The sequence below is a fragment of the Peribacillus sp. TH14 genome, from assembly GCF_016651145.1.
Classification (GTDB): Bacteria; Bacillota; Bacilli; order Bacillales; family DSM-1321; genus Peribacillus; species Peribacillus butanolivorans.
On record NZ_JAEKEK010000001.1, the window covers coordinates 4705588 to 4719468 of the forward strand.

Annotated in this window: 9 protein-coding genes and 2 pseudogenes; 9 read left to right on the forward strand and 2 right to left on the reverse strand. The window is 33.7% G+C overall.

Features of this window, described 5'->3' with window-relative positions; translation table 11 throughout:
- Nucleotides 1-66 precede the first annotated feature (66 nt).
- A complete protein-coding gene (locus tag JFU50_RS22865; protein WP_201224269.1) occupies nt 67-1341 on the forward strand; it encodes an MFS transporter in 1275 nt (424 codons plus the stop codon).
- A gap of 956 nt (nt 1342-2297) precedes the next feature.
- Here JFU50_RS22865 and JFU50_RS22870 read toward each other — a convergent pair.
- Nucleotides 2298-3389, reverse strand: a complete 1092-nt coding sequence (locus JFU50_RS22870; RefSeq protein ID WP_201224270.1) for a carbohydrate kinase — start codon at nt 3387-3389, stop codon at nt 2298-2300.
- Nucleotides 3390-3801: 412 nt separating this feature from the next.
- Here JFU50_RS22870 and JFU50_RS22875 point away from each other — a divergent pair.
- The 8 genes and pseudogenes from JFU50_RS22875 (at nt 3802) to JFU50_RS22910 (ending at nt 10885) form a co-directional block, all read left to right on the forward strand.
- Nucleotides 3802-4700: pseudogene (locus JFU50_RS22875) on the forward strand (EamA family transporter).
- Nucleotides 4701-4858: 158 nt separating this feature from the next.
- Nucleotides 4859-5952 (forward strand): annotated as a pseudogene (locus JFU50_RS22880) (carbohydrate kinase).
- A complete protein-coding gene (locus JFU50_RS22885; protein WP_201224271.1) occupies nt 5953-6882 on the forward strand; it encodes a pseudouridine-5'-phosphate glycosidase in 930 nt (309 codons plus the stop codon).
- Between the two features lie 128 nt (nt 6883-7010).
- Entirely contained in the window at nt 7011-8192 is a 1182-nt protein-coding gene (locus tag JFU50_RS22890) for a NupC/NupG family nucleoside CNT transporter (RefSeq protein WP_201224272.1), read from the forward strand.
- Nucleotides 8193-8215: 23 nt separating this feature from the next.
- Nucleotides 8216-9145: a nucleoside hydrolase gene (locus tag JFU50_RS22895; RefSeq protein WP_053346272.1), complete on the forward strand. Its 930-nt coding sequence runs from the start codon at nt 8216-8218 to the stop codon at nt 9143-9145.
- 92 nt (nt 9146-9237) lie between these two features.
- Nucleotides 9238-9393, forward strand: a complete 156-nt coding sequence (locus JFU50_RS31790; RefSeq protein WP_342366362.1) for a hypothetical protein — start codon at nt 9238-9240, stop codon at nt 9391-9393.
- 533 nt (nt 9394-9926) lie between these two features.
- Nucleotides 9927-10127: a cytochrome P450 gene (locus JFU50_RS31795; RefSeq protein WP_313888834.1), complete on the forward strand. Its 201-nt coding sequence runs from the start codon at nt 9927-9929 to the stop codon at nt 10125-10127.
- Nucleotides 10128-10492: 365 nt separating this feature from the next.
- Nucleotides 10493-10885 (forward strand): hypothetical protein, encoded by a 393-nt coding sequence (locus JFU50_RS22910; RefSeq protein ID WP_201224273.1) that lies wholly within the window; start codon nt 10493-10495, stop codon nt 10883-10885.
- A gap of 1118 nt (nt 10886-12003) precedes the next feature.
- Here the strand turns inward: JFU50_RS22910 and JFU50_RS22915 are convergent.
- Nucleotides 12004-12654, reverse strand: coding sequence for a 2OG-Fe(II) oxygenase (locus JFU50_RS22915; RefSeq protein ID WP_201224275.1), 651 nt, complete (start codon nt 12652-12654; stop codon nt 12004-12006).
- Nucleotides 12655-13881 lie beyond the last annotated feature (1227 nt).

Here is a 13881-nt window from a genome sequence, read left to right on the forward strand (position 1 = left end):
ACCTCACATTATGTAATCTAGCTAGTAAAGAACTTGTTGTAAATAGAGAAACTGGAGGTTCAATAAATGGCACAAGGGTCTAATGGTGTTTTTTATGGATGGTATGTTGTGTTGTGTGGCTTCTTTATTATGTTCGCCGGCTTCTCTATAATAAATTCTTTACATAGTTTATTCATGGTCCCTGTTACAGATGATTTAGGGATAAGCAGAACCGCTTTTTCAATCGCACTTTCGATTGCCGGCCTTGGAGTGGCTGTTGCTTCTCCATTCATGGGTAAACTGTTAGCAAAAGGAAATATGAAATTGATTATGTCAATTTGCGTAATTATGGCCGGAGTAGGATTTATGTCATATTCACTAGCAAACTCAGCGCTATATTTTAGCATTGTAGGATTTATGATAGGTATCTGTGTGGCAGGATTCTCCAATATCCCAATTTCAATTATGGTAACCAACTGGTTTTATGAGAAAAAAGGAAAAGCAATGGGTTTAGCCTTTGCGGGTTCAGGTATTGGAGCTGCAGTGTTAAGTCCAATTTTAACTACATTAATCTCAAATTACGGTTGGAGAACAGCCTACGTTATTGCTGGTGCACTTATCATTGTTTTAACGTTGCCTTTAGTACTACTATTTGCCAAGAAAAGTCCTGCAGAAAAAGGACTAGTTCCACTGGGAGCAGACAAGATGGAATCTGCGGAGAATTTAGAGTCTGAACAGAGTGGCCTAACCATGGGAGAAGCAAAGAAGACAGCTATGTTTTGGATTTTTGTCCTAGGAATCGTTTGCTTTGCATTAGTTGCAGGCGGCGTTCAAATGCATATTCCAGCCTATCTAATGGATATCGGACATCCAGCCATCTTTGCCGGCACAATTTTTGGTATTCTTTCCCTTGCAAATACGGTAGGGAAGTTGATTTTAGGTGCAGTATTTGATAAGTTCGGTACTGCAGGTGGTGCAATTTATGTTGGATTTTGTATGACGACTGCTATGGTAGCGCTTCTGTTAGCTAAGACACAAGCATTCGCTTTCTTATTTGCAATTGCATTTGGCTTTAGTATTGTCATTTCCACATTAGGTCCGCCTTTTATGACTAATGATATCTTTGGAAAGAAAGATTTTGGATCTATTTTTGGTATAGTGCAAGTTTTCTTTGTAGCGGCAGGTTCCTTTGGGGTAATAGTTTCTGGTTTAATCTATGATGTGACTCAAAGCTACCGTGTAGCTTGGATTTTCTTCCTTTGTTTATTCATCTTCAGTATGGTCTGTGTGTTAGTAGCAAACAGTATGAAAAAAACAACGAAAGAAAAATTCAAAAACACTTCCAATCAAAAAATTATATAAAGTTGTTGAATCATGTTAATAGATCCTAAGAAATATCACTGCTACGACATTTCAACTTAAAATGTACCATTCCTATTAAATGAATGTTTTCTAAAAAAAGACACTAACTTTACGAGTAGTGTCTTTTTTCTTATCCATAACCAAGGTGAGTTATTCTCTATTTTGTCAATTAGTAATCAAATTCATCATTTATGAGAATATCCAAGAAATATTAAGAATATTCATGTGTCTGTTTAGGATTATTTGTGAAGGGGATTTTTGTCCCTTAATATCGGATCCAATTACAGGGCATGGATCCAGAGAGTATCACAGTGGCAGGTGACAGCGATTACCTTGATGTCCAAAGAGCGTGGAGGTCCGATTATCCGCCAACAATTCTGAAAAAAGTATCAGGTCGTTCGTCCTTATCATCAAACTTTTAGGTGGAAGTAGTAAAAGAGAATCTGTATGGGAAATACATACACAAATCTTTATCGAACATGAATTTGTGAACAATACCATAAGTATGCCGAGTCGCTTTTTCTATGTAAAGGTTGATTATCCTTGTAACGATGGATTATACCTCCTAATTTATTTTAGTATAGCTAAAGACTAAGGCTGAATAGGCATATCGAACACAAAAATCGTCATCGCAGTATCAATATCTATATTAATATCCGTAATCGAACTCAAAATATGTTGATTGTTGGAAAACAGGAGGGTTGAATAACTTAAAGCGATGGGAGAATTAGACGTTAAAAAGCTGACATTTTATAAGTTGGCATAAGAATACGAAAGAGATGTAAAAAGGATGATTATATATAGAAGAAACTCGTCTAAAAAGAGCATCTGCTAAGGAAAAGGCAGATGCTCTTTCAAGAAAAGGGGACTAATTTTTTGTGGATATGACATTCACAACGAAATAATCATCCTTAAGTAACGAAATGGAGTATTTCTAAGGTGAGAATATGATTTCATCACGAAAAATTCTTTACTATTTCATGGATTTTTTCAGGTTTCAAAAATGATGATATAGATTCTTCAGTTTGAATGGTAAGAGCAGCACCAGCAAGACCTAATTTGCAAGCACTAAATAGCGATTCTTCGTTCAGGATTCCGTAGATTGCACATGAAGAAAATGCTTCACCAGCCCCTGTGACATCAACTACGTCAGTTTTGAAAGGAGGCAAGTGTCCAGATTCCTCTGTAGAAAAATAATAAACCCCCTGATCACCAAGTGTGATAATAACTTTTTGAACGCCACGCTGTCTAATTTTTTCACAGGCTAATTGGCAATCCTTGATTGATTCGATTTTTATTTCAGCAAGTATCTCTGCTTCTTCTCGGTTAGGCATCAGCAGTTCTACACCGTCAAGACGAAATGGAAGTTTTCGTGCTTTGGCTGTAGATACAGGGTCAATGTACATAGGAATGTTTTCCTCACGGCAGCGGTTAATTAAATAACTGAGACATTCCTTAGGAATATTCGTATCCAAAAAAACAGCTTGGGAGGAAATGATATAGGACCATTTTTCCTCAAACATAGATGTTGTTATTTTTTCGTATATATTCATATCAGCCATGGAGACAATGCTTTCACCATTAATATCTAATAAGGTGGTAAAAGTCCCTGTTCGCTCTGTTGGTAAAACCCATACTTGACTAACATCCACTCCTTGTCTTTTCGTTTCATTCAGTATCCAGTTACCTTCTTTGTCGTCCCCTACACAAGCCATTAGAGTAGTGCTACAGCCGAGTCGACTTAAATTTTCGGCAAAGTTGCGTGCTATACCGCCACAAGCTTCAGTAATTTTTACTGGATTAGATGAATATAAACGCACCTCCTGATTTGATCGGGCTTTCCGGTCTGTGTTTGCCCCTCCAATACAGACAATCGATGATTCTTCTCGGAGAATATAGGCGCGTCCTTTTATTTCACCACGTTTCGTCAAGTTAGCAATATAATTGGCAACTGCAGGTCGTGATAAACCAACTTTACTTGCTAATTCTTGCTGTGATATGAAAGGATTTATTTTTATGTAATCTAAAATTTGTTTCTCTTTATCCATGAAGTAGCCTCACTTCTCATTAAACGATAGTTTATTATATAAACAAAAGTTTGTAAACGTTTAAATAGATTAATCATAATAACTTTAACTTCTGTTTGTTTACAAGATAGCCGAAATTTCTTAGTATACAAAATACCCTTTTTTCGAACCCAAGTAAAACAATAGGATTAATTCATTTTTTTGAAAGATATTAAAATTTTTTAGTATTCTCATTTCTAGCGACAAATAAATTATACGCTATCTAAATATTACAGACAAATGATTGGCCAATCAATAATAAACAAAAAATAGATTGTAAAAATGTTTATCTTTGATTTATATTGAAGATTATGATTTTTTGTTGGATTTTCAAAAATCATATTTAAAATTCAATGAATATTAAAAAATGATAGGAGGAATTAGAATAATGAAGATTTATCTGTACCCCTTGTTGGTAGTAATAGCGACTAGTAGTTATGGTTTAGTTTCAACTATCATAAAACTAGCAATGAGTAGTGGTTTTTCGGCATCTGAAGCTGTTACAAGTCAATTTTTTTCGGTTTTTGTATTGCAGTATGTATTTTCATTCTGACAAACCGAACAAAATTTAGCTTTAATGGAGTTAAAATTCTTTTCTTAGCTGGAGTATTTACAGGGTTGACAAATATTTTTTATGGTCTTTCTTTGAACTATTTACCTGCATCCTTGGCCGTTGTACTATTGTTTCAATTTACATGGATAGGCATGTTGATTTCTTGTATAACAAAACGAAAATTTCCCAGTCGAATTGAATTGATATCTCTAATAATATTGGTTGCAGGGACCATACCAGCTGCGGGTTTGATAGATGTTGATTTATCTCAAATACCTTTTCAAGGTTGGTTATGGGGTTTAGCAGCTGCTCTTTGTTATTCCCTATTTTTATTTGTAAACGGTAGAGCAACTACAAATATGAATACCACTAATCGCTTAGTATTGGTTTCATTCTTTGCTTTTATGATGTCGGTTGTTTTTCAGTCTCCAGAAGTTATTTGGAATGGAACCTTGTTTAGCGAAGGACTTTGGATTTATGGTTTGATATTGGGGTTATTTGGGATGATTATTCCGGTTTTCTTATTCACTATTGCAGTTCCTAAAGTTGGATTGAGTATGTCATCAATATTGGGTGCTATTGAATTGCCAATCGCAGTGATGGTGTCAGTCATATTGTTAAGTGAAAATGTTACTTCACTGCAAATAGTAGGTATTGTAACCATTCTTCTAGGCATGAGCTTACCAACAATGCTTAATAGAAATATATTGTTAATTAAAAAGAAAGTAGTACAACATTAGGCGCAAAATAAAATTTTCAATAAAATAACATGGTGTCATTTGTAATTGAATAATTATTTAAAATATTATTGACAATTAAAAATGTAAGCGTATACTAAACTTATGTTCATGGAATAAACAATTGTTTAAAGAAGTGAGGTGTAAAAATGGCTAATGATATTAATGAAAAAGAAGAGTTGATATTAGATATGATTCGAGAAAATCCCTTTATTTCTCAACAGGAGTTATCGGAAATTGTGGGTATATCAAAGTCGTCTATTGCTAATATTATTTCTGGATTAATCAAGAAAGAGTATGTCTTTGGCAAGGCTTATGTTTTAAATGAAATAGCTCCTATTGTTTGCATAGGAGGTGCTAACGTAGATAAGAAATTTTATACAAAATATAAAATTACTAATGAAACATCTAATCCAGTAAGATCTTCTAGATCGGTTGGAGGAGTAGCAAGAAATATTGCTGAAAATTTAGGTAGATTAGGTGAGGATGTTACATTAATTTCAGCAAGTGGTCTCGATTCAGAGTGGAAAGAGATTTATGAATTATCGTCACCTTTTATGAATTTAGAACATGTCTCTCAAAATGAAAATTTGACAACAGGATCTTATACAGCAGTTTTAGATATGAATGGGGATTTATCAATTGCATTAGCAGACATGGACGTTTTTGAGAATATTACACCTGAGTTGTTGATTAAAAACAGTAATATTCTTAGAAGAGCCAAATGTATAGTAGTGGATTTAAATTGTCCTAGTGAAACAATTGATTTTCTTTGTTTTTTCACATCTAAACATAATATTCCATTAGTCATTATTCCTGTTTCGTCTCCCAAAATGAATAGACTTCCAAAAACCTTGAATGCAGTTAGTTGGCTCATCGTAAATAAAGATGAAACAGAAACTTTTATGAATATTAAAATCAATGATGAAGAAGATTGGGGAAATTCAGTTAAAGAGTGGATAGATTTAGGAGTCAAAAATGTTATTGTAACGAATGGTTCAAAAGGTGTAATGACAGGTAGTGAAAATGGTGAGATTCATTATTTTCCTGCCATAGAAACACCAATTGTTGTTGATGTTACAGGTGCTGGAGATTCATTTTGTTCAGGCGTTATTTATTCCTGGTTACAAAAAAAGAAATTGATTACATAATAAAAGCTGGCTTGGTCAATTCCCATAAAACAATTATGTCGAAGTATACAGTTAGACAAGAATTATCAAAAAAACAATTAATGTTAGATATGGAGGCAATTTAAATGAAAAAATATATTGAATTATCTGCAGAGGTACAACAAGCAAAAGAGGAAGGAAAAGCAATCGTTGCATTAGAATCTACTATTATTTCACATGGTATGCCTTATCCTCAAAATGTCAAAATGGCTCGTGAAGTTGAACAAATTGTTCGTGATAACGGTGCTGTTCCAGCAACAATGGCTATCATTGATGGAAAAATTAAAATTGGTTTAACAGAAGATGAATTAGAATTATTTGGTAAAAGTTCAGATGTTGCTAAAGTATCAAGACGTGATTTAGCTCAAATTATTGCTACAAAACAACTAGGAGCAACGACTGTTGCTACAACGATGATTTGCGCTGATTTGGCAGAAATCAAAATCTTTGTAACAGGTGGTATTGGTGGGGTTCATAAAGGTGCAGAAACTACTATGGATATCTCAGCTGACCTTGAAGAATTAGCCCAAACTAATGTAGCGGTAATTTGTGCTGGTGCTAAATCAATCCTAGATTTATCGCTTACACTAGAATACCTTGAAACAAAAGGGGTGCCTGTAATTGGATATGAAACGGAGTGCCTACCAGCATTCTACACAAGAAATAGTGAATATCTATTAAACTTCTCCACTGATTCAATCGATGAAATTGCTGAAACATTAAAAACGAAATGGGAATTAAATCTTAATGGTGGAGCAGTTATCGCTAATCCTATTCCTGAAAGATTTGCTATGGATGAAGATTATATCAATGAAATTATCAGTCAAGCAATTAAGCAAGCAGAAGAAAATCATATTATTGGTAAGGATAGTACACCATTCCTGCTCGGAAAAATAAAAGAATTAACCGGCGGTAAAAGCCTTGATGCCAATATAGAATTAGTAAAACATAATGCTAAAGTAGGAGCCGAAATAGCAGTTAGTTTCAACAACAAAACTAAACTAATACTAAACTGAGTTCGTAATTAGCATAAACTCAACTTCTATAAAGTTAAATGTCTCAGATTATTGTTAACAACTAGACTTTATAGAAGTTGTTTTTTATAACATATGTAAACGTTTCCATTTAAAAGGAGAGCCTGAAAATGAATTTTATCTTCTTAATAACAGGAATTTTACTTGTTTTTGTTGTTGCTTTTTTAGTAAGTAACAATAGAAAACAAATACAATATAAACGTATTCTGATTATGTTAGCTGTGCAAATCATTTTAGTTTACTTCATGATGAATACTAGTATAGGGCTAATTGCGATTACTAAAATAGGAGTGTTTTTTGAAAAATTAATGGCGATTGCTGATTCAGGAATTCAATTTGTATTCGGTGGAATGGTGAATGAAGGTGCAATAACGTTTTTCTTTGTAGCGTTATTACCTCTGGTTTTTATGTCAGTATTAATAGGAATACTTAATTATATAAAAGTATTACCATTCGTAATCAAATATATCGGTTTGGTTTTAAGTAAAATAACAGGAATGGGTAAACTAGAAAGCTATTTTGCTGTATCTACAGCTGCGCTGGGACAACCAGAAGTGTTCTTAACCATTATCAAGCAAATACCACTCTTATCTCCAAAAAGACTTTACACAATTTGTACATCAGCAATGAGTGCAGTAAGTATGGCGATGGTTGGGGCTTATATGACAATGTTAGAGCCAAAATATGTTGTAACTGCTGTTGTATTGAATATTTTTAGTGCACTCATAGTTGCTAATATTATTAACCCATATGATTTAGACGATAATGAGGATTTAATTCAAATTGAAGAAAATGAAAGAGTTCCTTTCTTCCAAATGGTTGGAGAAAGTGTAATGGATGGATTTAAAATTGTTATTATCGTTGCTGCTATGCTATTAGGGTTTATTTCCTTGATGGAATTGATCAATGTGATTTTTCTAGGTGTATTTCATGTTTCTTTCCAAACGGTTATTGGTTATATTTTTGCACCAATTGCTTTTTTAATAGGTGTTCCTTGGGCAGAAGCTGTACAAGCAGGTGGAATAATGGCGACAAAACTAGTTACAAATGAATTTGTTGCAATGTTGAATTTTGGTGAGATTTCAAACCATCTTTCCGATAAAACAGTTGCTATTGTTTCAGTTTATTTAGTTAGTTTTGCAAATTTTGGAACTGTGGGTATTGTTTCAGGTTCAATCAAATCAATCAGTGAAAAACAAGGGAGCTATGTTGCAAAATTTTCATTGAAATTATTGTTAGGTGCGACATTAGCATCTGTAATTTCAGCTACAATTATGGGTATTTTCATGTAATTTTTAGATAGAGGTGAGATATGATGATTAAAAGAAGAATTATTATGGATTGTGATCCAGGACATGATGACGCAATTGCAATTATTTTAGCTGCTGCACAACTAGAATTGGAGATTTTAGGGATTACAACAGTTTCCGGGAATGCTGAAATTGAAAAAACAACTATGAATGCATTAAAAATTTGTGATTTAGTTTCACTAACGGATGTTGTTGTTTCAAAAGGGGCAAGCGAGCCATTGATTCGATTACGAGAAACTGCACCTGGTATTCATGGAGATTCAGGTCTGGATGGTCCAGAATTGCCCGAACCTTCTCGTAGCTGGAGTGAGGAGCATGGAGCTGACACAATCATAAGACTGTTAAAAGAGTCAAAAGAGCCTGTTACAATTCTTCCAACAGGACCATTAACAAATATTGCATTAGCTTTATCAAAAGCACCAGAAATTAAGGACAATATTGAAGAAATTGTTCTTATGGGTGGTGGAACATTTGGTAACTGGACTCCAACTGCTGAATTTAATATATGGGTTGATCCAGAAGCTGCAAAAAAAGTATTTGATAGTGGTATTCCAATAGTAGTTATGGGATTAGATATAACACATCAAGCCATAGCAACACGAGAAGTTATCGATCAAGTGAATAAAATTGATAACAATGTTGCTAAAATAGTTGGTGAATTATTAGTGTTTTTTGCATCAACATATAAGGAGATGTTCGACTTTGATGGGGCACCAGTACACGATGTATTAACTGTGGCATATTGTGTTGCACCAGAATTGTTTAAGACGAAAGATGTAAATATTACAGTGGAAACTAAAGGAGAGTTTACTGCAGGAACAACGTTAATTGATCTACATGGGGTCACTGGTAGAAAAGTTAATGCTAAGTTTGGATTAGAACTTGATGTAGAAGGTTTTTGGAAGCTAATGATTGAAGCACTTAAAAAATACTAGATTTGAGTGGTGTACTTGAAACATTAACGGAAGTATCTCATGATAAAACCCTAGATAGATTATAAGAGTCAAAAGAAAAACCCCAAGATATCATTGGTTACTGCGAAGAAAAATTAGCCGGCTATAAGAAACCAAAATCAGTAGACTTTGTACATGAGCTCCCACGAAACCCATCGGGGAAAATACTAAAAACAACATTGCGGGATTCCTTTGCAAACGATAGAAAGGGAATCTTTCATATAAAATAATTTTTTCTATTACCGAAACAAGATGAAAAGCAACTGCGTTGATTAGGCAGTTGCTTTTTTTATAAAATAGACTATCGCTAATAGGTTTAAAATAACAGCCTTTGCTCCTTGAGTAAAAGGCTGTTTTAGAGGATAAGGGGAGTATTCTGTTAAATAAGTTTATAAACACCTATTAAAAAAAGTTATAGTGTTGAATTTTTTTAGTCAATAACTCTAGTTTTTCTCAACTACAATACAAGCCATTTTATATAAAAGTCATATCATGTATAGAAGGCAGGATATGATCGATATTACGGCCCTTTTTCGCCTGGGGATTTCATGAAATTTACCTATACTCAAAAAATCATCTAGGAATCGATGCTTTTTTTCTCCTGTCTTTGTCACTGGATGTGAAGTGGAAGAGGAGGTGGAGATAAATAAGTATCAATTAAAAAAAGGAATGTGTTCCTGGTAAGCCAGTATGTAATGCACCGAAAGCCCGAGTATTTCTATAATATATAGTCTTTTAAGCCTGAACGATTGAAATTAATTTTGTGGAAACCATCCGGATATATGCCTACTTTTCATTTTGCGAAGGTCCGAGAGATTGTATTGGTAATAATTTTGCATTGATGAAAGCAGTGCTTGTGCTTGCGACTATTGCAAAGCGGTACAAGCTAAGGGTAGCTTCGAATCATCATGAAGTAAAGCCCCATCCATCTAATACCCTCAGGCCAAGCGAGGATTGCGCATGATCGTAGAAAAAAGAAATGAATTCGGTCGGCTATCAACCAGTAGCAAAATAAATAATTTCTCAACGCTCCAATATAAACAGCTAGAACACAATCTTTTACTTAGTGACTCTTCTAAGTATATGTTTTTCAATATCCCTGGAAATATCATTCTATAGTTACAAATTTTTAAAAAAAGGAGACGTTTAGGGGATGTGCCCAATTAACAATGGTAATGAAAGAATACAGTCTAATGAAAGTTCTATGTTGTCCCGTGAAGAGATAAAATCCATTGAATCCTGGATATCTCAAATGGGAAAATACCAATTTTTAAAACGGCAAAACAAAAAATGGTTACTGCTAAAAAAACTCTAAAATTCAAGTATAAAATGATTGGATATGGTTATAACAGAATTGTCTATGATCTCAATAATGGCTATATCTTAAAAATTGCACTGTGTGAAGTAGGATTAATAGGCAACGCAAATGAAGCATACATTTATTATAACTGCAATGAGGAAGCCCAAAAGTACCTATGTCCGGTTAAGGAGTTTGGGTCTGGCTGGATTATTATGAAGAAGTTGGGCACAAAAGTGCCACTTGCAATCATGGAATATACGAAACTAATCGAGTTGGAATTAAAATTCCTAAGATACGGCATTATTCCAATAGATTTGCGGTTAGATAATGTCGCATTTTCCGAGGATAATGAAATGGTTGTCATTGATTACGGCCTATTCACCATGGATCTCAAAAGCCCTGTGTTGCGTTGGTTCGATTGACGATGGGGGGAATGACCCAATCAAATGGTGCTGCTGACAGCATAAGATTTTTTATCGGTTCATTAGCAAATGAAGCATAGATGACAGCCATTGGGCTTCCAAGACAGGAATCCCAGAATAGGAATCTCTTCCGCTCTAGAATGCCTTAACGACTTCTGTAGCCCTTCTGAATATAATCCACAATATAGTTATTCATGCTGGTATATCCATCTTCATACCCATAAAGGTCGGCACCAATTAGAAATGAAACCCCGGTTACTGTTTTCCTAGTTTTAAAAGTAGGGATGGAAAATGTTCTTGATCTATTCACCCGGTATGGAATCATCCAGCTGGAAACACATGACTTAGGGATGGCTTCACAGGTGTTTGCGTTGTTTTGTCTTATTTAAAACAAATGGATGTTGGACAAGTAAGGGAATATTAACTAGATTACTAACTTTTTTTTCATCTTGAGGGACTAGCCGTTACAAGTAAGGACATTCATTAATAAAATAAAGAAAAGATGAAAGGAGTGTTATTTATGAGAAGAAGAATTCGCATCAGAAACCCTTTTTTTCGTTTATTAAAAGAGAGCCAGTTACTTCACTCGAGTATTGTTGATCAACATATTGAATTCTTACGTAAAGTAAGAGACTCTATAAAGTAAAGAGTCAGTTCTAGCTGGGGATAACAAAAACTGAAGACTACAACCAGCCGCCCTAGAAGTTGGTTGTGGTTTTTAGATATAAGCCCAGTTTTCTAGATGTATAGTCGCATTACTTCTCGATTGAGTTGTTTTGACTTAACCATAATTTCAAAGAAACGCTTTGTGAAGAATATATGATTGAAACTTCAAAACCTAATTCAAACCATATTGAAATTTTCCAAGTTACTAATAAACATGGTGTAGGAAACTAGTGTTATGTAATTTCGTTCAATGAAAATATTGATGGTAAAGAGTTACCTTTACTTACTTCTCTAGGACACGCCGTAGGTTATGGCTTTCCTTCCATCGTTTCGTGTATACCCAACAAACTTAGAGTTAATATTGTTTCATGGACACATTTTAGTTAGTCCTTACAATGATTTTTGAAAGGATGTGTCTGTCTTGGAACGAAAGAATTTAGGTAAAAAATATACTATTTTTGTCTTCTCATCCATTGTGTTGCAACCCATTTTTCGCCAGTTATAACTGGCGCTCCACCATGTAATGTTAGTTCGTTTATGTTTTTATCAGTATAGAAATATTCGAAATACACCGCCATTCCTTTTCGTGGGGATACTGAAAGATTTAGTTTAGGAAAAAAAGTTTCTCCTCCATACTCCACATCATTTAAGTACATGACGATTGTGCTAATTCTATTATTTTTTGTTGCTTTACTTGAAGATGTAAAAAAATCAAAATGAGCTTTATACTCTTGACCAGGAGTATATTTAAGAATTTGAATACCATCCCCATGTTCAATGGGTATATTCATAATAGATGATACTCTTTTTTCAATTTTGGTAATGATGTCATTTTCATTATCTTGAAAATACATACTACTACTTGTTCTTATCTCATTTACTTCGTGTGTAACTCCAATTTTAGAACGATGCATTTTGTCTTTTGACAATCTAATTAGTTCGTCACATTCTTCGTCACTCAAAACATTTCCTAAAATTACTATTAGTGGTTCTTCTAATCTAGCAATTATATTAATTTCTCTATCTTCTGTTTTGATTTTATTTCCAATGTGATTAAAAATAGTTTGTTCTTTACTAATTGATTTTTTACTATCAATTGTCAACTTTCATCGACTCCTTAAAAGATTTAATTTTCAGAATGATTAATTTGTTTTGTTTGTAAGAGATTATCTATGATAATTATATCATGAACCCCATTATATAACTGTTTCTTATTCAATTAACGGGTGCGTGCGATGCTTACCAGTTGTGTGTGCTTTATTACAAAGAGGATTTTGAATCGCATGAAATTAGAGAAATTCATCTTTTAGACCTTCGGAACTTGTAAAGACAACAGGAAATCGTAACGAATATATTGATATTAAAGGAATATCCCACTTCAGAGGACGGATTAACAGCAGGGCAAAGTAGACTAGCAAAAAAATAATGGACTCCGCATCTCGAAATCCATTGTTTCGTAAATAATCTCATAAATCCTTTGTTTTTTAAGGAGAGTTGGTTAAGAAAAAACTTTGTAATAACTCTAAATTGCTTTCCGAATATTATCTATTATTTTTGTTTATGTAATCCGGCCAAGTGGTGAGGAACTCTAATTCTCTAAGGCATTATTTTATTGAATTTATTGTATTTAAGACGCAAGCAAACAGCAAACTTGAATAATAGCAGTATACAGTACGGTACAACAAGTAGCAGGTGCAATCGGTACAGCTATTTTTGTTACATTAATGACAACGTATGCTCGCAGATCGTACGACAGAACTAAGTCATACAATGGATGCTCGCAATAGCAGGCTAACAAGCTTTACTGGATGCCATTAACTATACCTCACTTGTAACAATTGGATTAGCTATTGTTGCAACAATTTTCTCACTCTTTATCCGTAAACATATGCACGAAGAAATTTAAAATGGGGAGTCTATACTTCTATGAAAAATAATTGCCTTATTTATAAAACCTTAAATACGAATTTTAAAAGAGTAATCATAATTTAAAGAAATAGAGTTAAGTACTATAGTGGCTTTTATTATGTGTAGACCAATTTATAGTAATAGATTATGAAACTTCGAATCTTAAACAAATGGGGGCATTGATCCAAGAACGGTTAATGCTCTTTATTTGTACTAACGGTACAGGATTGTAAATAAAAAGAGTTTAAAATATAGGAAATAAATTTTCCACAAAGTACCTCTATTTTATAACTATTCTCCATAGTAAACTAGTAAAGTTAAATTTATCAAAATTTAAGGAGAATAAAATAATAGTGAAAAAATTCTTTGGATGTCTTATTATGTTCTGCCTTCTTTGTATTTGTCTCTTTCCAACCAGTGGT